The following is a 22,010-nucleotide window of genomic DNA, read 5'->3' on the forward strand; positions in this document are numbered from 1 at the left end:
TTATCGAAATATTTGCAAGCACAGTGTCAGAAACTGAAAGGCCGGTGTTAGATCACCTGTCGATCAGTGCTGCCTCACCACCGGACATCTTTTCATAAACGCCCACTCCGACAAGGAAATAATCGCCAATCGACTCTAAAACAAATAGAAATTTGACGTTTTGCAATAAATAATCTCAGATAGAAATGAAACCTTGAGACTCTACGCAACCCGCTTGGGCATGCCTCTCCCGGAACCTACCGACAACAATCCAGCCATTGATTTTTCTACAACCTTCCAAAAACACACGCAATTTACGGCCCTTCGCGAGTATTTCCACTATCAAACCTGGGATCGGCAAACACCTCGTAAAATCACGAAGCGGATAACAACCAACCGCTATCTCAAATAAATTGGATTGACATTTCAGGCAACCATCAATTCTCAAGGCGCCTCGTTGCGACTACGCGATTCCATTTCTGCTCGCGTGTATCCTATTTACAACATAAGATCGGCATAACGCCAAAACTCGCCTCATGAGGCTATGCACGCGCGGCCCACTGACGAATTTCCAAATAGCACCGCTCGAGGGTTTTCGTGAATCTCACCCACTTCGCACACCGCCGCGCTGGTCGCGATCGCCCTTATCTTCGTTGCCGGTCATGCCGCCTTGTCGATACTTTGGGGCGATACCAGCGGCTTGACCATCTGCGTTTTACGCAGATGGTGACGGAGGGCGGACGGGTTGCGTCGACAGGGTGCCTGAGTTGGCCGACGTCACCGGAGGTCCCCGAGAGTCGCAGTCACCAGCTAGCGCGCACGTAACGGCATGGATGGAAGGCCTTGGGCGGATGGCGCGCATCCGAATTGACGGAAAATGCCTACACGAAGCCAGAAACGACAAAGGGCTACGAGACAGAATCTCGTAACCCTTTGACTTTATTTGGTGGCTGCAGGATCAACAATCTATATCCAATCCATTGATTCAAAACGAAAATGAAATCGACGGTTGGAACATGAACCCCCAAACATACCCCCAATCGGGTGAGCCCATGCGGATGAGGTCATTGAGCGAAAAATTGTGGCGTAAGTCGCCGATCGTCGGCCGCCCGAACAGAAAACTTCTGGAGATTTGGAGATATATGCTCAAATCACCCCGGAAGCCTTACTGGTCAAGGGTCCAACTATCTCCAAGTGTATCTCCAAAACACACATTTACTTGGAGACAAAGTTGGAGATAGCCGGCAAATACATCGCATGACGCCAGCCGTGTCGAGAAGCACCCTGCGGTCTGGAACGCTGCGCGCAAAGAAACTCCCGTGCCGCAGCCCTCCCCGATGCAACGGCAAAAGCTGGCCTTGTGTTCAATGAAAAGTTACTTTGCAACCGTCGCATCACGTCAGTGATTGGCGCGAGCAAGCGCGGCATAATCGCGACAAGATTGGTGATTCGGGGACCGAGATGTGCAAGTCCAGACCTAATCTCTCAGTCGGAGGCAGATCAGGTCTGAGATTGCCTGGACGTCACCTCATCAAGGGCCGTGATCGACCCGTTTCGGCCCACCAGGCAAAAGACATGGCTGGCCGGTACCAGACCGATTTGAGACGGACAGGCATCGCATTCGGTATGCCCGGCGGCGGCCGGCGTCGACGAGTCGCTGGTACGTGGTTCCCATGCACGCCCTTAGTCTTAGTAATACTGGCGGACGTAGTTAAATGCCTTGTCGAACAGTTCCTCGTCAGTGTGCAGCTTGTACTTGAAGAGCGCCTTGCGTAGGGCCTTCTTCACTTCGCGCTCGCCCGCCTGCGTGCCTTGCCAGCCGGGAAAGCGCACCAGCCGAACAATCTCGTCGATGTCGGCCACAACCCGCTCGACAATGATGGGCGTTTCGGCCGTCTTGACCTCGTTGAACAGCTCGGTTAGGGCCGCCTTGCCGCGATCCTCGTCCTCCTCGGGCGGAACTTCCTTCTCGGCCTGCAGGGTCTCCCTGGCGATCTCCAGCAACTGCTTCAGGAATTCCACGCTGTTGATCTGGCCGGATTCGAAGCGGTCTTTCAAAGCGTCGAGGCGTTCGGAAAGCTGCTTGAACTTCGGATTGCCGCCATGCCCTCTTAGCCTGCGCTTGAGCTTGATCTCAATTTCTTTCGCCTTCTTGGGATCAGGATTCGACAGCACGGCTTCCAGCAGATCTGCGTCGAGGACCAAGGTGTCCAGGTCGTCGCGCACCGCGTCCACATGCACGTTCTGATGGATCAGCTCGATGGTTTTGGCGCCGAGTGAATGCCAGATAAGCTTGCCGTGGCCGCTAGAGGGCTGGACCGACTGGTACACCTGCGACAACCACTTGTAGTCCTGCTCAAACGGCCGCAACACGGTGTCCGGTGACAGTGCCTCCCAGATCCTGTTGACCAAGCTGTATTCGGCGGCAAAGTTGTCACGCACCTCATTGTTGGGCAGGCACTGCTGCGCGGCGATCAAGCCCTCGTAGCCTTGCTGAGCGCGGTCACAACCGGTGAAGAACGCCAGGCACTTTTGCATCGCCTCCGGCAGCTTGTCGTTCAGCTCCTGGATGTTGCTGACCACTTGCTTGACGCTCTGGTCGTCGAACTCCAGCGCCGCCGCCACATCATCGAAGATGCCGAGGTAGTCTACGATCAGTCCGTGGGTCTTCTGCTCAGAGTAAGTTCGATTCACCCGACAAATCGCCTGCAACAACGTGTGGTCACGCAGAGGCTTGTCCAGATACATCGCCTGCAGGATCGGCGCATCGAAGCCGGTCAGCAGCTTGGCCGTGACGATGATCAGCTTCAGCGGGTCCGCCGGGTCGCGGAAGCGGTCGAGCAATCGTTCTTCCCCGTCGCGGGTGCGGTCGTAGACGGCGTACTCCGGGTGCTCCTTCTTGTCGGAGGCCTGCACCGACATCACGATGTCCGTGGCTTCCGGTGGCAGCAGCTTGTCCAGCTCGGCCTTGAACAGCAGACAGGACTCGCGATCGAAGGTGACGATCTGGCCTTTGAACCCGTTGGGTTCCACCTTGGTCTGGAAGTGCTGAACGATGTCCTCGCAGACCTTGCGAATGCGTTCCGGAGTTTTGATCAGCACGGCCATCTTGGCAGCGGTCTTTGCGAGATTGTCCTTGTCCAGGTCCGAGAGGCCCCCGGTCAAATCCTTGTAGGCGGCGTCGAGGGCGGCTTTGTCGATATGCAGGTCAATCAGGCGCGGCTCGAAGTGCAGCTTCAGCGTGGCGCCGTCGCGAATCGACTCCTCAAAGCCATAGCGGCTCATGTAGCCCTTTTCGTCTTCGTCGGCACCAAAGGCATAGAAGGTGTTGTGGTCGGCGCGGTTGATCGGCGTACCTGTCAGGCCGAACAGGAATGCGTTGGGCAAGGCCTCGCGCATCTTGCGGCCCAAGTCGCCTTCCTGCGTGCGGTGCGCCTCATCCACAAGGGCGATGATGTTGCTGCGGTCGTTCAGGTTGCCGGTCGCCTCGCCAAACTTGAAGATCGTCGTGATTATGATCTTGCGTACATCTTGCGCCAGCAGTTGCTGCAGTTTCTCGCGGCTGTCGGCCTTCTCCAGATTGGGGATGTCTGCGCCCGTGAAGGTGCCGGTGATCTGGGTGTCGAGGTCGATACGGTCTACCACGATTAGCACCGTGGGATTCTTCAGACCGGCGTGCATGCGCAGCTTCTGCGCAGCAAACACCATCAGCAGCGACTTGCCCGAGCCTTGAAAATGCCAGATCAGTCCCTTCTTGGGGTAGCCCGCCAGCACCCGCTCGACAATTTTGTTGGCTGCTTCGTATTGCTGGTAGCGGCAGATGATCTTGATGCGACGCTTCTTTTTGTCCGTGGCAAACAGTGTGAAGCTGCCCAAGATGTCCAGCACAACATGCGGACGCAGCATGCTCTCAGCAGACAGCTTGAGCGACTTCAGTGGGTGGTGCTGCGCATCACCGCCATCCAGGTGCCACGGCCCCCAATCCTTCACCGGCAGACCGACGGAGCCGTAGTGGTAGGCTTTGCCCTCAGTGGCCACCGAGAACACATTGCAGACGAACAGCTCGGGGACGAACTTCTCGTAGTCGTCATGCACCTGCACCGCGCCATCAACCCAGCTGATGCACTTCTTGACAGGTGTCTTGGCCTCAATGAGAACCAGCGGCAGCCCGTTCACCAGTAATACCAGATCAGCGCGGCGCTCGGTAGGGCCGGCTCTGTAAGTGAACTGCTGGGTGACGATGTACTGGTTCCGCGACAGGTCTTCCAGGTCGATCAGCCGTACCGGGACATGCTCATTGTTCTGGCCAAAGGGCATCGTGCGCTCGCCGCGCATCCAGGTCGTCATTTCCTCATTGGCGCGGATCAAACCATCCGAGCGCACCGACAGCACAATGGCGCGCAATTTGTAGAGCACTTCATCCGCTCGGTCAGGCTGGGCTGCGATCTCCGGATTTAGGCGAATTAGTGCATCGCGCAACCACGGCTCGACCGGCACTTCCTGGATCTGACGCGGCACTTCGGCCGGCGCCGCGTAGCGCCAGCCGATGCCCTTGGGGCTGGGGCCATAACTGGCGAGGGGCTCTTGGACCGTACTCGCAGGAACAGCCTTGACGGGACCGGCGAGAAGGTCGCGGACAAAGGCTTCGACAGTGTTGGACTCAGTGAACGTCATGAGTGACCTCCGAACAACGATTTCAGAAGGCCGGAGCAAAACGCGGTTGCACGCACGAGCCTTTCACGTGCCTTCTCTTCAGCCAAGTCATAACTGCCGGCCTGGTCAGCGACCTTTTCTTGGTCATCCAAAGGAACCCATATGACCGGGAAGCTGCTGAGCTGCTTTTTATTGATGGAAGCGAGATTGCTAGTCCTCTTTGCACATGAAAGGAAATACCTTTTCCCATGTGGGCTGCGCGCGATGGCGGCTAGATAGGCTGGTAGAAGTAGATCTGCATCGGGTCGAACGGCAAATACGTGGTTCTGGTGAAGGCAACCCTTTACCTGCCCCTGCCAAACGGTTCCGCGACCAAGTTTGTCGAAATCTCCACCCTCAGTCATCAAGACATCGCCCTTACGCAGTTCGTACCGCTCCAAATCCTCTGGTCGAACATCTATTGTTTTTATTTCCGAAAGATCGAGCCCCCCCTCAAGAACGTTTGCAACTCGCAAATATGGGCGATTCACAAGCTTCTTAGCATCATGCTTCTTGCCGAGGGCCAATCCTGTCCTGACCTCTGCCAACTCATCCAAGCGACGAACAGATGCGTATTGGGTAAGCCTTCCACACATCGACAGGTCTTCAGGAAAACAGCTGGCCAAAAACGCCTGGCGAGCAGCCGCAACTGCTTTGATGGTTTCGCGATAGCTCTCGATCACCTCGTTTGTGGCGGCAAATAGCTCGACAAGCTTCTCTTGCTCACGAGTCGGAGGCAGCGCAAACTCCTGCAACGCAAGCGTTTTCCAGTTGATCGTGGGCGATAGAGAGCCAACAGAGATTTCCACCGCACGGTTCATGAACAGATCGCTCTGCATGAAGAACGGCAGGAATTTCGGAAGCACAATCTCGGGCTTGGCACGTAGCACCATTGCATGTGCCGAGCAAATTCCATCGAACTCTGCGACGCCCAGCTTTCGCTGGTAAGCTCGGCGGCGACCGAAAATGATGTCTCCCTTCTTGAACATCAGTTTGGTCGCTTCAACGTCGTCCGGCGTGCCCCAGCGGCGGATCTTCAGTGAGTCGGCATCCAGGTGTTCAAGGCCAACGTAGTGCTCCATCCCTGACTCGGACGGGTTGTCGATGCGGACATTGACGTTGGTAGCAATTTGATCGAATCGCCAAGCCTTCCAGCCCGGCTTCGAATTCTTGTTATTCTCAGGCACGCTCGATGTCCTCCGTGATCAGTCCATCCAGCGTTTCCACCAGCGCATCCATCTGCTGCCAGAACGCACGGCCTTCGGTTTGCCATTGGTCCCATGCGGAGCGCAGCGACACCGCCTCGCTGTCGATGGCGGAGGGCGCTGCGACGACGCGCTTCACATAAAGCGGGATCGACAGGTTGCCCGCATTGGCACCGATCTCGGCCAGGGCGGCCACCTTGGCGAAGCCGGGTTGATTGGCGAACGCCTTGAAGGCGTCCAGAATGCGTTGCTGGTGCTCGGGTTTCAGGAAACTTTGCGCCCGCTTACGGGTGACTTCGTTCACCGCGTCAATGAAGATCACCTTGCCCTTGCGCGCGGCGGACTTCTTGCGGTTGCAGATAAGGATGCACGACTCCATCGGGGAGTTGTAAAACAGATTGGGCCCGAGGCCGATCACGGCTTCGACCCAGTCCTGTTCGATCATTTTGGTGCGCATGGCCTGTTCTTCGTTGCGGAACAGCACGCCATGCGGCCAGAGCACTGCGCAGCGGCCCTTGACGGTGAGGCTGGCGAGAATGTGCTGCTGGAAGGCATAGTCAGCGCGGCCCTGTGGCGGGGTGCCGATGAAGTTGCGGCTCCATTTGTCCTGCGTCCAGGCTTCGCGGTCCCACTGCTTGATGGAGTATGGCGGGTTGGCCAGGATCACATCAAACTGGCGCAGGCGGTCTCCCTCTATGTGCTTCGGGTCGGCCAGGGTGTCACCCCGGATGATCTCGAAGTCCTCCACGCCGTGCAGGAACAGGTTCATGCGGGCGATAGATGAGGTGATGAGATTGCGTTCCTGCCCGTAGAGCTTGAGCGTTCGGTACTCGCCTTCGGAGCGTTTCACTTCATCAAGTGCAGAGATCAACATGCCGCCAGTGCCGCAGGTGGGGTCATAGATCGACTCGCCCGCCTGTGGTGCCAGTAGCTGCGTCATCAGGTGAACGACAGTGCGGTTGGTGTAGAACTCAGCCGCCGTGTGGCCGGAATCGTCCGCGAACTTCTTGATCAGGTATTCGTAGGCATTGCCGAGTTCGTCCTCGGGCACGTTGGCGACCGACAGGGTCTGGGTCGAGAAGTGCTCGATGAGGTTCTTGAGCGTTTCGTCCGGCAGGCGCTCACGGTTGGTCCAGGGCGCGTCACCAAAGATGCCGTCGAGCAGGTCGGGGTTGGCCGACTCGATGGCGCGCATGGCTTTTTGGATCGCGGCGCCGACGTTCTTCGGGGTCTGGCGCACATCGTTCCAGTGGGCGCCTTCGGGGATCTGGAAGCGGTGGTTCTCGCCAAACTGGGCGTAGGACAGATCGCCGCCGGAACTGGCCAAGGCTGCTTCGTATTCTTCGTCCCAGACGTCCGAGACGCGCTTGAAGAACAGCAGCGGGAAGATGAACTGCTTGTAGTCGCCCGCGTCGATCAGGCCCCGCAGAAGCACGGCGGCGCCCCACAGGTAGCTCTCGAGTTCTTGCTGAGTAATGCGGCTCATTTCAGCCACCCCCCTTCGGCCATGACATGGGCGAGCCGTTCTTCGGCCTCCCGGCAGCGACTGAGCGCGTCCTTGAACGCCGCGATCGCTTCCGGCAGCGGCGGGATGTCTTCTCGCAGCGGCGGAAGAACGTAACGAGATATATTGAGCGTCCAGTCCTCGGCTTGGATCTCGTCGAGGCTGATCACACGTACCGCGTCTTTCACGTCGGCAAAGCCCCGATACCAGCCGAGGATTTCGGCGGCGTGCTCGGGCTCCAGATAGTTTTGCGCGCGACCCCGGCGGAACAGACGCGATGCATCTGCGATCAATACCTTCTTCTTGTGCTTCGTCGGCTTCCGCTTGCGCAGTACCAGGATGCAAGCCGCCAAGCCAGTGCCATAAAACAGATTGGGGGCCAACCCGATCACGGCTTCCACCAGATCCATTTCCAGCAGCTTTTGGCGGATGCTGCCCTCGACACCTTTACGGAACAGCGCGCCTTGCGGTAGCACCACGGCCATGCGGCCGGTCACATCGGCCATCGACTTGATCATGTGCTGGACCCAGGCGAAGTCGCCGCTCGACGAGGGTGGAAGCCCCGCAAAGTTGCGCCCGAACGGATCGTTCACCCACAGATCCTCCCCCCACTTTTCCAGCGAGAATGGCGGATTCGCGATCACGGAGTCGAAGGTGGCGAGCCGGTCGCCATCGAAGAGCGCCGGGTTGCGCAAGGTGTCGCCCCGCACCACCTGGAAATCCTCGATGCCGTGCAGGAACAGGTTCATCCGGGCAATGGCCGAGGTGGTGAGGTTCTTTTCCTGACCGTACAGCTTGCCCCACAGGCGCTTGACGTCGCCGTGCATCTCCCTGACGTGCTGCACAGCGGCCAACAGCATGCCGCCGGTACCACAAGCCGGGTCGTAGATGGTCTCGGCCTCTTTCGGGTCGAGCATGTCGATCATCAGCCGCACCACGCTGCGTGGGGTGTAGAACTCGCCCGCCTTCTTGTTGGTTGCGTCGGCGAATTTCTTGATCAGGTATTCGTAGGCATCGCCGAGCAGGTCGGACGTGACATTTTGGTTCCCGAGCGGCAGCTTGGAGAAGTGCTCGATCAGGTCTTTAAGCAGCGCGTCCGACAGCCGGTCTTTGTTGGACCACTGCGCGTCACCGAACACGCCATAGAGGGTGTCTGGGTTGGCCTTCTCGATCTCGCGCATCGCACGCTGCAATGCCGCACCGACGTTGCTTGCCTTGGTGCGAACATCGTTCCAGTGGCAGTCCTCGGGGATCTGGAAGCGGTGCGATTCCGGGAACCACGCCAGTTGCTCATCGCCGGTCTCATCGACGATCTCCTGATATTCCTCGTCCCAGACGTCGCAGATGCGCTTGAAGAACAGCAGCGGAAAGATGTAGGTCTTGAAGTCAGCAGCATCCACCGGACCGCGCAGAATATTCGCAGACTCCCAAAGGTGGCTTTCCAGCCGACTTAGTGTGATTTCAGGAAAACTCAAAGATTTAGTCCTTCGTTTTAGCGCCGCGAACATTCGCTCAGAGTCATTTTTCTATGCTCCGTCCCAGCGAAACCGGGTCAGGCTGCACGTTTCCCGTGGCAGCAGATGGGCTGTCCGCCAGTGATGTTGGAGTCTACGGCTCCACCGTACCTGATCGAGCCGGACTGCACGTTGCACAACCAAAAACGAGTCCGGAGTTTGGCGCGCTTTACGGCAAAACTTCTCTCCGTCCAGGAAATCTCACCGAACAGCGTCTGGGACCACGACGACTGCCGAATTGTAAAGGCATCGCGTCGTCATGCCACATAGCATCTGCCTGCGGCAGCGTGTGTTTTTTCGGCGTTCGTTTTGGGCCCAACACCGGCCACCCGGCACGCAAGAGAAATGTCGCTTCATGGCCGAACTAAGCCAGACAACCTGACACTGTCTGCTTGGTCTGGTCCAGTTTTATACAGATGAGAGACATGACGCACTTTTGAGTGCTGCCATTTGGGCAATGCGGACCGATATCTAACCCGGAACCGCGCATGCGCCGCCTCGCGCCTTTAAGCTGCTCGCTCCACCACCCAGCGAGCCGGGCTCTAGCAGGGCGCGAGTTGAACGGCGCGCGCCGCTTTGACTGCATCGCGTACCCGCATGATCGTCTGGCGGCTCGTGCCAAATCGCCGAGCAAGCGCGGCCACGCTTGCCCCCGCGTCCAACTCGCGCAGCACGTCCGCCCGCTGCTCGTCCGACAGGGCGGACGGCCGCCCCATCGCCTTACCTTCCGCCTTCGCGCGAGCGATACCAGCGTGCGTGCGCTCAATCAACAGATCCCGCTCGAATTCGGCCACCGCGTTCAACACCTGCATCGTCATCCGGCCGGCCGCGCTCGTCAGATCTACGCCGCCCAGGGCGAGACAATGAACCCGGATACCGCGTTCGGCCAATCCCTCGACCGTGGCCCGCACGTCCATCGCATTGCGGCCGAGTCGGTCGAGCTTCGTCACGATCAACACGTCGCCTTCTTCCATCTTGACGAGCAACTGCGCAAACCCCGGCCGCTGATCGGCGCTTACGCTCCCCGAAATGCTTTCCGACACAACGCGGCGCTTGTCGACCGAGAAGCCGGCCGCCTCGATCTCTCGTAACTGGTTCGCGGTGGTCTGGTCGGACGTACTGACGCGGGCATAGGCAAAGGTTCGGGACATATCGGGCACCCAATCTGTACGAAATGGTTGTCCGAATATAAGACAATGTCCAAAACATTTCAACCCTTATTTACGGACAGGGCAAAATGCCCCTGTCCGCAAGGGATCGGTTTTGGACACCCCTACGGCATCGTTGACTTTAGTATCTCAATTCGCAATCGAAATTAATCGACGTCGAGGACGGCGAGAGACCGGCGTCGTACCATTGCGCGCGTCTCGGGTGCAAATTTCTTAAAAAGGATGCTTCGATGAACGAGGAACCTACCGTAAGCAACTCGGGCTTGGGATCCGATCTTCCGCTTACCGACCCCTCTGAAGACGAGTTTGGGTATGCGCCATTCGCGTCCCAACTTGCCCAGGCCATAGTTGCTAACAATAATCCTCAAGGGCTGGTCTTGGCCGTCCACGGGAAATGGGGCAGTGGCAAGTCAAGTCTATTGAACTTCATCAAGCATGATTTAAAGACGCTGCCGGATGAAAAGCGTCCCGTCGTAGTTGACTTCAACCCTTGGTGGTTCGAGGGCCGCGAGCAAATCGCCACGCAGCTCCTAGAGCAGTTCTCCGCTCAACTGCCGGACAGGCTGAAACATGTTCGAACGCTAGCCAAACTTATTGGGAAGTATTCGAAGCAGATTGCCTCGGTGGCGGCTGATTATTCTGGATACTCTTGGATCAAGGCTCCTCTGGCATGGCTACTCGGGTGGATTCCTGGAATGAAATTCTTGACCGAGAAAACCGGCGTGCCCCAGGTCAAGAAGAAGGTTGCCGCAGCCTTGAAGGCCAGCGACAAGCGCTTCGTCTTCTTCATCGATGACATCGATCGGCTTACGCCCGACGAGACTAGGGATTTGTTCCGTGCGATCAAAGCTCTGGCCGACTTCCCTGAAGTGGTCTACCTCCTCTTCTTCGATCGCGAGGAGGTCGCCAAAGCCTTGACCGCCTCCTTGAGGATGGACGGCGAGGCGTACCTCGAAAAGATCATCCAAGCTCCCTTTCATTTGCCGGCTGTGGACAAGGGCCTTCTACAGCAGAAGCTGTTCAAGGGGCTGGATGCGATCATCGATTCGCGGCCAATGCCGTTCCCGTTCGACCAAGGCCGCTGGGCCGAAGTGTTCAATGACGGCCTGGACCGCTTCATCGAGAAACCCCGAGACGTCGTCCGGATCCTCAATGCGATCTCGGTGATTTATCCCCCCTTGGCGGGCGAGGTAAACGCAGTCGATATCATCGCCTTAGAGTTCCTGCGGGTCTTCGAACCAACCGTCTACGCCAGCATCCGAGACGGCAAAGAGTTCTTCTGCGGACGGCCTTCGCAACTCGATCACCTGAAGGCGGCTGAGAAGGCCTATTTCGAGAAATGGCGGGAATCGCTTCCGGAGGGCTTGCGAGAGTGGCTCGTTTCACTGGTTGGTAAGCTCTTCCCCAAGGTTGTCCAGATGCTTGGAAGCCACTTTTTGGTTTCAGGAGACGAAAGCGATTGGCGCAAAGAGCTTCGTCCCTGCAGTCCCGAATGCTTTGGCGTCTACTTCCAATTCGGCGTACCGGCCGGACACATCACGCGGGCGGAGTTGGATCGCTTGGTCAGCCAGGACACTCCAGAAGAAATGGCCTCTTTGCTTTTCGAAGCCAAAGAATATGTCTTCCCAGATGGCCACTCCAAAGCTCGCGATCTGATCGAACGCCTCCGTGATTTCGATGAGATCGAGGTCGGCCAAACGGTCAAGTTAGTGACGGCCCTCATTTCCAACACACACCTTCTGCTTCGCCAGCGAGACGAGCGGGGCGGTGGCTTTTCACTGCCCAACCGTTGGCGAATCCTCGGTTTGGCAACCAAACTAATGAAGCGACTCGAACCGCGTACTCGGCAAGACCTTCTGATGAGCCTTGCAACCTCTTCGCCAAGCTTTTTGGGACTCGTGGGTCTTGCAGACATGGCATTGGAGGCCACACGTGACCCGTCGAAGGCTCCCGAAGCGATGCTCGAACTGGAGGACACCTTTCCGGGACGCTTTGCGGCCACCGTCGGCAAACGGTTAGACCAAGCCAGCCTCGAAGAACTTCTATCTATGCCCGAGCTCGACTACATTGTCTACCGATGGAGCGCTTGGGGTGACTCGGCCCGCATCCGAGAAGTCTTCGAGACCATGATCGAAGACGACGATCGGCTGTTGATCTTGCTCGATAAGTTCGTTAGGACAGGCATGCGTCATTCGGGCACCTCGTCGACGGAAATCTACCAGCTATCCCTGGAGCCCCTAGCAGTTTTAATGGATCTCGATGCGATGGAACCTCGAATTCGCTCGCTCCAAAACCGGGGCGATCTGACCGTCCGCCAACGGGCTGCCACCAACCGATATCTCAAAGGCTTGCAGCGTATCAAGGAGGGCAAAGATCCCGACGGCTTCTATTTTGATGACTTCGACGACTGATTTGCTCGCTCGGCCGGTAGAGTCGCGCAGGCACTCATTTCGCCTTGGATGAGGTGTTTGTGGATTCATCGAGCACGCGAACGCAAACCACTCCATATTCCCCAAATAGCATAGTAGGAAATGCGATGCCAGATACGTCCAACAATCTCCCACACGTCGAAAGAGTCCAATTCGTTGTAGGCGAACAGGACGCCGGGAAGAGTACCGAACTGCGAAGCATGTTCGTCGATCCTCGATTCGGAACCAAGGGGGTCGTGCCAACAGAAAAACGCCTGAAACTGGTTACGCTATCCCGTGAGCGTTGCCTGTTTATCCGTCTGACATCCCCGCATGAACGGAAAGAAACTATCGGCGATTTTTTTGGGACGATCGCTCGTGCCCGGAAACGCGCTGCGCGGTTCGGATTTCGTCGGTTCAACGTGTCGTGTGCTTTGCAGCCTTTTGCGGCAAACTTGATGCCGGATTTGCTCGAAGTATGCTCGGAAGTACGTACTCAGCTCAATCCAGAGCGTACACGAGTTGTTATTATCGATCCGAGACAAGATGGTCAAAACGGAGCAAATATTCCACGCACCACCATTCAGAAGTTGCACACACAAGCGGTTGAACTCATCAAGATCGATGGCAAGCACTCCCGCCATAATTATCCGAACGGGTTGGTACTAGCCGATTTCTTTGATTTCGGTTGAAGTTTGGAGGGATGTAGCTACCGAAGCTGTATTCGCGCAGTGTAGCGACCCGTGAGAAAATATCGACCGTCGAGCCTAGGGTGGCCACCCGAAAACCGGACACCTTCGCCGGCTGGCTCGGCACTCTTCAGAAGGTGGCGGCACAGAAGGGTGCTCCATTGCATAACCCGCATAAACCTCGCCCAACTTCAATAAAGTCAGCGCGTCCCGGGCTCCGTGCCCGACGCGCGAGTCCGCTCGCTCGGAGTCTACGCTCGTTCGCGGCCGCTGCGGCACGACATCGAGCTTCACAACCCTTTGCGGCAGATCAAGGCGAAAGCCCGTTCGGCCAAATGCAAGATCTTATCCCGCCCAATATCCCGGTTGGTGAAGCCATGGGACTGCTCGCCGGTTTGTTGGTCAGATGCGTCGATTCGGCCAACCCGCGCGCGACACAAGAGTTGATGAAGCATGAGCTGTTCAACAGTCGTACGTTGGAAGCCGTGGTGCTTTACGCTAGGCGTGAAAGCGAATCGATGCTGGCTGAGCGGATCAACGAGCTGCATACGCAGATCGCCGAAATGACTGAGCAGCACGACATATTGCAAGCGCATCTGGCAATGCTCCAGGCCGAGCAACGAGAGCGACAGGAGCAAGCGAAACAAAAGCGACGCAAGGCTATCAAGCCAGCACAAGCGGCGCGACTTGCAGGGGCGACCAATACGAAGATCTCCGCCGAACTCACTCGACGGCGACGCAATGGCGAGGATATCCAAGGTCGTCACGTTTGCTCGGAGATCGCCGCGCGACTTGGCGTTACGGCAGATCACGTGCGCAAGGTAAAGCGAAACTGGCTCAGTGGGTTAAAGCATGAAAAACGAGACTGACGTATCGATCGTCTTGTTTTGTGCAACCGAAACGCGATTATCGATACGGTAGTCGCGCATCTCGCTTCAAGCTCCGTACTAGCCCGTGCAGTCCCGCACGGTTCCTAGAGATGAGGGGTTTGAATGGAAAATCTGTCTTTAACGTCCGGCAATCGAGTTGTCCGCATGCGACCGCTTATTGAGCGTGTCGGCTTGAGCAAAAGCGAAATCTATCGCCGAATTCAGGCAGGAACGTTTCCTCGGCCAATCGCACTCGGCGTTCGTGCCGTCGGCTGGCTCGAACGGGACGTAGAGTTGTGGCTCGTGACTCGCGCGAAGCGAGGTGAGGCATGAGCATGAGCGACACGACCAAGTTGGCGGAACAAACTGCCATTGATTTGGAGTCCGCGCGTACGACGCAAAAGGCTGCCGAAGTCCAGCACTATTGGACATTGGTCGAGCATCAACATGAGCGCTACGCGTTGGCGCACGAGCATTGTGTTGATACGGATCGTAAGGAAGCGGCTCGCGGCATGATGGCTGCGGCCGCCATTTTCGAGATCGATGGTCGGCGCATGCCTTCTAGATTAAAAAAGGCAGCCGACGTCATCAAGATCGCGGTATTTCTCCTCGATCCGAAGGCCCCTGCATGACGTCGAACCAAAGTCACTTTGCCGTGACGAAGGGCACGGCGAGTCGGCCGCGTCACGCCGTTGCCTCTAGGCTGTCCCTTCCTCGATTTGCGCATTGCGGCGGTGCGCAGTATCCTGTGACCGTCGCTGAGACAACAGCGGCCGGGCGTGGAACCCCGAATCCAAAGGCGGACAACCGCCGCTCAGGCGGTATTTTTTCGTCCGCACGCCTTCGCGCGCCTTCTTCTATGGGCGGGCCTTGGCGGGGACGGCCTCGGCCGTGCCGGTTTCCTTTGGTCCGGTGTTCCAACCCCGTCATGTGCCCGCCCACCCCGATTGGAACCGGGGAGCGGGTTGTAGCCAATCCCAAAGGAGGTCGCACCCAATGCGCCAGTCGTCGCACGCCCATACCGGGCAGCAATCCCACCTCATTCAATCCATCGTCCGCACAGCACTGCGCGACGCGGCAACCGCCAGCACGTATCAGGATGCGCTCGATGCAACCGGCGCGGCACTGGCCGCGATCGCTGCGCTCGTTCGTGCGGAGGTGCGCCATGGCTGAGCTGCGCTGCAAGATCGGCGATCTGGCGATCGTCACGAAGTGCGATGCACGTTCACGCATCGGCATGCTGGTCGAGGTTGCATCGGCTCGTCCTACGCCGAATCACGATTGGCGCGTGCGGATCTTGGGCGGCCCCGTCTCGGGGCATAGCGTCTGCGGTCGCCGGTTTGGCGACTTCATGCACGCGGCCGTCTATGACTGGAACCTCACGCCGATTCGCGGCGAAGCGGAGCTGGATTGCACGATCGATGTCGGGCAACTCCTCGCGTCGATTCTGGAGGTGCGCCATGTCTAAATACCGCCTGCCGAACGAAGTCACGATGATCGCCATGTGTGCGGCCCATCAGTTCGCCCAGCTCGAAGCCCTGTTCGATGCTGTCCGTTCGCATCTTGCGGAGGGCACGTACGAGCGCGCGCTCGTCGACATGGGGCAAGGCGTCGCAAGCCGGTATTCGGCCGAAATGCGCCGCACTGCGCAACCGGAGGTGTGCCATGACTGATCAGCGCATCCGAACCGCGGTTATCAACGGATTCGACAACGCACCGCCGCTCGATACCGGCGCTCCGATCGAGCTGCAATTCGCCGTCGACCTGGGCGCGATCTGCGCCGACGCATGGCTCGACCTGAAAGGCGACGTGCGCCTGCACGACTACGCGGCGCATCAAGCCGCTGCGTTTGCGCGCGGCATGGAAGCTGCCATGCAGGACGCGGGCGACGTCGACGCGCACCGCGTGACGATCAGCCGCCAAGCGTTCGCGGCCGGCCTGATGGGGCGCGTACAGCAACACCTGTTCGCGGCGCTCGGCCTCGTCACGCGCGAACCGCGCACGACGCACTGAGGGACGGTCATGGCAAAGACGAACAAGAACGCCGTGCAACCGCTCGCGCCGCACTTCGTGGCTGAGGTGAACCGTCCTGACCGCAACCGCATCGGCACACGGATCAGTGACGCCATGGAGCTGCTGGACAGCCTGCATTGGGCGGCCGACAAGGCCATGTCCGATGACGACTACTGGCTTGTGCTAAGCCTGTTCCGCGCGTCCCTGCCGTCGATCGGCGCAGCGCTGGAGGCAGCCAACGACGCCCTTGGCGAGTCGCGGCTCGGCCGCTACGTCTACAGCAACGACGTCACGGCCGGCGGGGCGGTTCTGTCGGTGCCTCGCGCGGCCGGCTAACGTCCCGCCGCTAGGCATCGTCACGTCATTCAATTCTTCGCGCGTCGGGTAGCTGCTTGCCCGATATGGACTACTAATCGGAAGTCGACCGACGCGCGTCCAGTGGGAACCTATGAGTAACGCACCCATGTCCGAATTCGAGCGGGCGAGAGTCGCGCTCGGCTATGTTCCGCCCGACGACCGCGACACGTGGAGTCAGGTGGGGATGGCGCTCAAGGCCGAGTTTGGCGAGGAGGGCTTCGCCCTCTGGAACGAATGGAGCCAAGGCGCGCAGAACTACGACGGCAAGGACGCGCGCGATGTGTGGAAGTCGTTCAAGGGCGGCAAGATCACCATCAACACGCTGTTTCACCTCGCCAAGCAAGGCGGCTTCGATCCGCGTGCGCATCGTGCGAAGCCGGTCGATCCAGCGGAGCGCGAGCGGCAGAAGGCCGAACGCGCGGCCCGCGAGGCGGCCGAGCTGGCCGAACTGACCGAGAAACAGCAATCCGCGTCGGCGCTCGCGGAATCGATCTGGTCGGCGGCCGAACCTGCGCCGGCCGATCACCCGTACCTCGTTCGCAAGCGCATCCCGGTCGACGCGCTGCGCGTCTATCGCGGCGGTTTGTGCATCGGCACGGCCGCATGCGACGGCGCACTCGTCATCCCGGCGCGTGACGCGGCCGGAAAGCTGTGGACGCTGGAGTTCGTCCTGACGGACGGCCAGAAACGCTATCTGCCGAACGGCCGCAAGGCGGGCTGCTTCTCGCTGATCGGTGGCCCGCTATCTTCCGCGCCGTCCACGTTGTTGATTGGCGAGGGTTACGCCACGTGCGCGACGCTCGCGGCCGCGACCGGCTATCCGGCCGCTGTCGCGTTCGACGCCGGCAACCTGCACGCGGTGGCGACGGCGCTGCGCGGCCAGTATCCGGACGCTCGCATCGTCGTGTGCGCCGACGACGACCACACGACGAAGGGCAATCCGGGCGTGACGAAGGCCCGCGCGGCGGCCGAGGCCGTCGCCGGCATCGTCGCCGTGCCCGACTTCGGTCCGAACCGCCCAGCGGCCGGCACCGACTTCAACGACCTTGCTGCGCACGTCGGCCCGGATGCGGTTGCCGCCGCCGTGCGCGCTGCGCTCGCGTCGGCCGGCTCGCCGGATGCTGGCAAGGGCAAGACCGCTCCAGCCGCCGCGAAGCCCGCCAAGCGCCCGAAAACGGCTCGCGCGCAGGACGGCAAGTCGCGGTTCGTCGTCGACGACAAGGGCGTGTGGTTTCACGGCTTCAACAATCAGGGCGACCCGCTCCCGCCGCATTGGGTTAGCACGCGGATCGACGTGATCGCGGAGACGCGAAACGAAATGAACAGCGAGTGGGGCTACCTGCTCGAATTCACGGACCGCGACGGCATTCTGAAGCGATGGGCGGTGCCGGCCGGCCTCTTTGCCGGCGACGGCACGGAGCTGCGGCGCATGCTGCTCGATATGGGCGTGAAGCTCGGCGTGACGCAAATCGCCCGCACGCAGATCGCGAACTATGTGCAGATGGCGCAGCCCGACGAGCGCGTGCGTTGCGTGCCGCGCGTCGGCTGGCATCACGGCGCGTTCGTGCTGCCCGATCGCGTCATCGGCACCGGCAAAGAGGCGCTGATCTATCAGGCCGACACGCCCATCCAGAGCCAGTTCAAAGAGCGCGGCACGCTGGACGACTGGCAACGCGAGGTCGCCGCCTACTGCGTCGGCAATAGCCGGCTGCTGTTCTGCGTCGCTACCGCCTTCGCTGGTCCGCTGCTGCACTTCTCCGGGCTTCAGTCGGGCGGGTTTCACCTGCTCGGCACGACGTCCAAGGGCAAGTCGACGGGCGGTGTCATCGCCGCGTCCGTGTTCGGCTCGCCGGACTACGTGCGGAGCTGGAAGGCGACCGACAACGCGCTCGAAGCCGTGGCCACGCAGCATAGCGACGCGCTGCTGATCCTCGACGAAATCGGGCAGGTGGAACCGCGCCTGGTCGGCGATGTGATCTACATGCTCGCGAACGAGTCGGGAAAGGCCCGCGCGTCGCGTAGCGGCTCGGCCAAGCCCGTGCTGACGTGGCGGCTGCTGTTCCTGTCGAACGGCGAAAAGAGCGTGTCCGCGCTGATGGCGGAGGGTAACAAGCCGATGAAAGGCGGTATCGAGGTGCGCTTGCCCGCGATCCCGGCCGAGGTCGGCGAGATGGGCGTCGTGGAGAAGCTGCACGGTTTCCCGACGCCGGCCGCGCTGATCGAACACCTAGAGCGGCACGCCGGCATGCACTACGGCACGGCCGGCCCCGCGTTCATCGAGTGGGCGTCGTCGCAGGCCGGCGAGCTGGCCGAGCATCTGCGCATGCGCGTCGACGAGCTGGTCGGGCAATGGGTGCCGGAGGGCTCGCATTCGCAGGTCGCGCGCGTCGCCAAGCGGTTCTGCCTCGTTGCGGTGGCCGGCGAGCTGGCGACGGCGCACGGGCTGACCGGCTGGCCGCAGGGCGAAGCGGTCGAGGCCGCGCGTCGCTGCTTCGAAGGCTGGCTCGAACTGCGCGGCGGCACCGGCAATTCGGACGAAGCGGATGCGGTGCGACAGGTGCTGCACTTCCTCGTCGCACACGGCGACAACCGTTTCGTGTGGATGAACCGGGCGCAGGACGACCATCGACCGAACGCGCCGCACCGTGCGGGCTGGAAACGACTCGTGAAACACGACAAGAGCAGCATCGCCATCGAGTCGGATCAAGCGTATTACGCCGAGTTCGGCGAGAAGATGAGCGCCGAAGACGCGGAAAGCGTCGAGACGGAATACCTGATCGAGTCAACCGTGTTTCGCAAGGAAGTATGCGCCGGCTACGACCATAGGATCGTCGAGAAGGCTTTGATGAAGCGGGGTGTGCTGATGCTGCGTAGCGATGGGCGTCCGTATCGACAAGAACATATTCCCGGCATGACAAAGAAACTCATGGTCTATCGCGTCCTGCCGTCCATCTTCTCACTCGAAATCTAAGCTGCACCGCCGCCGTCCGGGAGGGCGGTGGCGGGCATCCCTTTGCGCGGCACTTTTGGCCCGTGCCTCAAAGTTACTTTGAGCGATACGCGCCAGATGGAACCGGGCGGGCGTTGGCAGTGACTCTTGCTGTATCCGTAACAATTCAGCCCGATTTATCTCCAGTATCTCCAGCGCTCTCCAAATCGTTTGGAGACGCTCGGATCCTTACCCCATAAGGCTTTGCGGCCGATTCAGGCATTTATCTCCAACTCTCCAACTCATTTTGCACTGACCGGACAGGCGTCGACCGTCTGCGTCGACCGCGAAGCTAGACGGGGCGCGGCTCTCCGGGATTCGCAGGGCGCCGAAACCGTGTTTTAGAGGGGGGGGTCCGCGATGCGCCCCGATCGGACATTGTTACGTTGGCCGCAAGTGTCGAGGGCGAGCAAGGGACCCTGTAGCAGGGTCAATATGCGGGGGCTCACACCCGCGTCTTTTCTCTACTGACGGCAAACATAGGGGGGCACATAATAATAAGGGGCCAAATCGTCGGCTTACCCTATGCCTAGGCCGCTTGCGTTTTACTGGTGGGAAACGCACGGAAGGGGGTCATACTCGCAGCGGTACGGATCTATCCTGCCGCCGCGATCGGGATGATCTGCGCCCCACTCTGCTTGTCGAGATAGTCCGCCCACCACTGCATCATTCGATGGCGCTCAGACAGATACTCGGCATGGTTGTATGCCGCCCGCACCCCGTCCTGCTCCGAGTGGGCGAGCTGGCGCTCGATCCAGTCGGAATTGAATCCCTTCTCGTTCAAGATCGTTGAAGCGAGACCACGGAACCCGTGCCCGGTCATACGGCTGCGATAGCCCATCCGGTATAGAGCGTACAGAATCGTGTTCTCGCTCATCTGCTGCAACGGTCTGCGGCTGTTCGGGAACAGCCAGCGACGGTGGCCCGTCAGCGCGCACAGCTCGGAAAGCAGCGCGATCGTCTGCTCGGCGAGCGGCACGATATGCACGCGGCGCATCTTCATCTTCTCGGCCGGAATGCGCCACTCTCGGCGCTCCAAGTCGATCTCCGTCCACTCGGCCTGCCGCAGCTCGATGGTGCGAACGAACGTCAATGCCAGGAATCGCAGAGCGAGCCGGGTCTCGGGCTCGCCTTCATAAGAAGCGATCGAGCGAAGCAGCTCCGGCAGCTCGCTTTCGCCGACCCGCGCCATGTGCTTGACGGGCACTGCCTTCAATGCGCCTCGCAGGTCCGGCGACGGATCTCGCTCGGCACGGCTCGTCGCGACGGCATAGCGAAACACTTGGCCGCATGTCTGCAACGTCTTCCGCGCCGTCTCGAACGCCTCCCGACCTTCGATGCGTCGAATGACCGCGAGCAAATCCGGTGCGCCGATCGAAGAAATCGGACGCTGGCCGATCAGGGGAAACACCTCGCGATCGAGCTGTTTCTTGACTCGGTTCGCGTGCGAAGCGCTCCATGTCGCTTGCTGCGCCTCGTACCACTCCAGCGCGACGGCCTCGAAGGTGTTCTGTGCGGCAATGGCGCGAGTCTGCTTCTCGACGTCACGCTCGAACGCAGGGTTCTTCCCTTCCCCTAACAGCCGCTTCGCTTCGTCACGCCTCGACCGCGCATCAGCGAGAGACGTCGCGGGATAGTCGCCGAACGTCAGCAGGTTTTCTTTGCCATTGAACCGGTATTTGAGCCGCCATTTCTTCGAGCCACTGGGGCGCAGATCGAGAAACAGGCCGCCACCGTCGAAGAGTTTGTTTCCCCCGGCCTCATCGAACTTCGCGTTGCGGCACTTGGCGTCGGTAAGAGGTTTGCTTTTCATTGTTCGTCGGGGGTACGGCATACCCCCAAATCCCCGAAGTCATACCGCGAATCTTACCCCCAAATTTCCGGGATGCCCCGGTCTCTCTCGGCACTTCCAGAAACAAAAAACCCGCGTCAGCGCTAGGCTGGACGCGGGTTTTGGGACTTCTCGGTACTACGTGATACTAGTGTTTGGTGCCGGCTGCAGGACTCGAACCCGCCACCTGATGATTACAAATCAACTGCTCTACCAGATGAGCTAAGCCGGCGTAAGCGCGAGATTCTACCTCATTTCACGATCTTGAGGCGAGGTCTGCTGCCACCTTTCGAGCCGTCGCCGTCGGTTTTCGGCGGTTCGTCGGCACCTTCGGAGGGCTCCTCGTTGGCGCCGCTGTCTGCCACCGGCGTCAACGTAGCCGAAGACTCGTCGCGCTGCACATCATCCGCCTGCGCCGCGTCATCGTCGAACGTGCCCGAATCCTCGCCTTCGCCCGCGACCGCATCGACCTGGAATGCCATCCCCTGCCCGTTCTCGCGCGCATAGATCGCGAGCACGTTGGCAACCGGAATCTCGATCTTGTGCGCCTTCCCGGAGAACCGGGCAGTGAACTCGATCCACTCGTTGCCCATCTGCAACTGGCTCGTCGCCTCGAAGCTGATGTTGAGCACGATCTCGCCGTCACGCACGAACTGACGCGGCACGCGCGTCGAGTTGTCGACCCTCACCGCGATATGCGGCGTGTAACCGTTATCGGTGCACCACTCGTACAACGCGCGCAGCAGATAAGGCTTCGTTGAAATCTCTTGCATCACAATCCTCGAACCCGG

Annotated in this window: 18 protein-coding genes and 1 tRNA gene; 11 read left to right on the forward strand and 8 right to left on the reverse strand. The window is 59.7% G+C overall.

The window, feature by feature from the left end; translation table 11 throughout:
* Positions 1 to 1,668: 1,668 nt before the first annotated feature.
* From DM992_RS01795 to DM992_RS01815, 5 genes are all read right to left on the reverse strand, one after another.
* Positions 1,669 to 4,653 (reverse strand): HsdR family type I site-specific deoxyribonuclease, encoded by a 2,985-nt coding sequence (locus DM992_RS01795; RefSeq protein WP_111015452.1) that lies wholly within the window; start codon positions 4,651 to 4,653, stop codon positions 1,669 to 1,671.
* Positions 4,650 to 5,858, reverse strand: a complete 1,209-nt coding sequence (locus DM992_RS01800) for a restriction endonuclease subunit S (protein WP_025404690.1) — start codon at positions 5,856 to 5,858, stop codon at positions 4,650 to 4,652. Before DM992_RS01800 ends, DM992_RS01795 begins: the two co-directional genes overlap by 4 nt.
* A complete protein-coding gene (locus DM992_RS01805) occupies positions 5,851 to 7,362 on the reverse strand; it encodes a class I SAM-dependent DNA methyltransferase (protein WP_111015453.1) in 1,512 nt (503 codons plus the stop codon). The genes DM992_RS01800 and DM992_RS01805 overlap by 8 nt, the downstream gene beginning before the upstream one ends.
* Complete coding sequence (locus DM992_RS01810; RefSeq protein WP_111017767.1) at positions 7,359 to 8,855, reverse strand: class I SAM-dependent DNA methyltransferase; 1,497 nt, start codon at positions 8,853 to 8,855, stop codon at positions 7,359 to 7,361. The genes DM992_RS01805 and DM992_RS01810 overlap by 4 nt, the downstream gene beginning before the upstream one ends.
* Before the next feature lie 581 nt (positions 8,856 to 9,436).
* A complete protein-coding gene (locus tag DM992_RS01815; RefSeq protein ID WP_111015454.1) occupies positions 9,437 to 10,045 on the reverse strand; it encodes a recombinase family protein in 609 nt (202 codons plus the stop codon).
* Between the two features lie 248 nt (positions 10,046 to 10,293).
* Here DM992_RS01815 and DM992_RS01820 point away from each other — a divergent pair, with 248 nt between their 5' ends.
* The 11 genes from DM992_RS01820 (at position 10,294) to DM992_RS01875 (ending at position 19,370) form a co-directional block, all read left to right on the forward strand.
* On the forward strand, positions 10,294 to 12,474 hold the full coding sequence (locus DM992_RS01820) for a P-loop NTPase fold protein (protein WP_111015455.1): 2,181 nt from the start codon (positions 10,294 to 10,296) through the stop codon (positions 12,472 to 12,474).
* A 125-nt stretch (positions 12,475 to 12,599) separates the two neighbouring features.
* Positions 12,600 to 13,163 carry a hypothetical protein gene (locus tag DM992_RS01825; RefSeq protein WP_111015456.1) on the forward strand — a complete coding sequence of 188 codons (564 nt, stop codon included), beginning with the start codon at positions 12,600 to 12,602 and terminating at the stop codon, positions 13,161 to 13,163.
* A gap of 332 nt (positions 13,164 to 13,495) precedes the next feature.
* Positions 13,496 to 14,029, forward strand: a complete 534-nt coding sequence (locus tag DM992_RS01830) for a DNA-binding protein (RefSeq protein WP_111015457.1) — start codon at positions 13,496 to 13,498, stop codon at positions 14,027 to 14,029.
* 165 nt (positions 14,030 to 14,194) lie between these two features.
* On the forward strand, positions 14,195 to 14,362 hold the full coding sequence (locus DM992_RS01835; RefSeq protein ID WP_162631670.1) for an AlpA family phage regulatory protein: 168 nt from the start codon (positions 14,195 to 14,197) through the stop codon (positions 14,360 to 14,362).
* 2 nt (positions 14,363 to 14,364) lie between these two features.
* Positions 14,365 to 14,661: a hypothetical protein gene (locus DM992_RS01840; RefSeq protein WP_111015459.1), complete on the forward strand. Its 297-nt coding sequence runs from the start codon at positions 14,365 to 14,367 to the stop codon at positions 14,659 to 14,661.
* Between the two features lie 364 nt (positions 14,662 to 15,025).
* Positions 15,026 to 15,202 (forward strand): hypothetical protein, encoded by a 177-nt coding sequence (locus DM992_RS42220; protein WP_111015460.1) that lies wholly within the window; start codon positions 15,026 to 15,028, stop codon positions 15,200 to 15,202.
* Positions 15,195 to 15,497: a hypothetical protein gene (locus tag DM992_RS01855; protein WP_111017768.1), complete on the forward strand. Its 303-nt coding sequence runs from the start codon at positions 15,195 to 15,197 to the stop codon at positions 15,495 to 15,497. Before DM992_RS42220 ends, DM992_RS01855 begins: the two co-directional genes overlap by 8 nt.
* The gene (locus tag DM992_RS01860; RefSeq protein WP_027786701.1) at positions 15,490 to 15,702 is read left to right on the forward strand and encodes a hypothetical protein; all 213 of its coding nucleotides are present in this window, start codon (positions 15,490 to 15,492) and stop codon (positions 15,700 to 15,702) included. Before DM992_RS01855 ends, DM992_RS01860 begins: the two co-directional genes overlap by 8 nt.
* The gene (locus DM992_RS01865; protein ID WP_014722320.1) at positions 15,695 to 16,042 is read left to right on the forward strand and encodes a hypothetical protein; all 348 of its coding nucleotides are present in this window, start codon (positions 15,695 to 15,697) and stop codon (positions 16,040 to 16,042) included. The genes DM992_RS01860 and DM992_RS01865 overlap by 8 nt, the downstream gene beginning before the upstream one ends.
* Before the next feature lie 9 nt (positions 16,043 to 16,051).
* Positions 16,052 to 16,378 carry a hypothetical protein gene (locus DM992_RS01870; protein WP_006758149.1) on the forward strand — a complete coding sequence of 109 codons (327 nt, stop codon included), beginning with the start codon at positions 16,052 to 16,054 and terminating at the stop codon, positions 16,376 to 16,378.
* A 127-nt stretch (positions 16,379 to 16,505) separates the two neighbouring features.
* On the forward strand, positions 16,506 to 19,370 hold the full coding sequence (locus DM992_RS01875) for a DUF927 domain-containing protein (protein WP_162631571.1): 2,865 nt from the start codon (positions 16,506 to 16,508) through the stop codon (positions 19,368 to 19,370).
* Positions 19,371 to 19,983: 613 nt separating this feature from the next.
* Here the strand turns inward: DM992_RS01875 and DM992_RS01880 are convergent.
* From DM992_RS01880 to DM992_RS01895, 3 genes are all read right to left on the reverse strand, one after another.
* Positions 19,984 to 21,201, reverse strand: a complete 1,218-nt coding sequence (locus DM992_RS01880) for an integrase arm-type DNA-binding domain-containing protein (protein ID WP_111015462.1) — start codon at positions 21,199 to 21,201, stop codon at positions 19,984 to 19,986.
* 174 nt (positions 21,202 to 21,375) lie between these two features.
* A tRNA-Thr gene (locus DM992_RS01890) sits at positions 21,376 to 21,451 on the reverse strand.
* Positions 21,452 to 21,470: 19 nt separating this feature from the next.
* Positions 21,471 to 21,992, reverse strand: coding sequence for a ClpXP protease specificity-enhancing factor (locus DM992_RS01895; RefSeq protein WP_111015463.1), 522 nt, complete (start codon positions 21,990 to 21,992; stop codon positions 21,471 to 21,473).
* Positions 21,993 to 22,010: the final 18 nt, after the last annotated feature.

The organism is Burkholderia sp. JP2-270 (assembly GCF_003233675.1).
Classification (GTDB): Bacteria; Pseudomonadota; Gammaproteobacteria; order Burkholderiales; family Burkholderiaceae; genus Burkholderia; species Burkholderia pyrrocinia_C.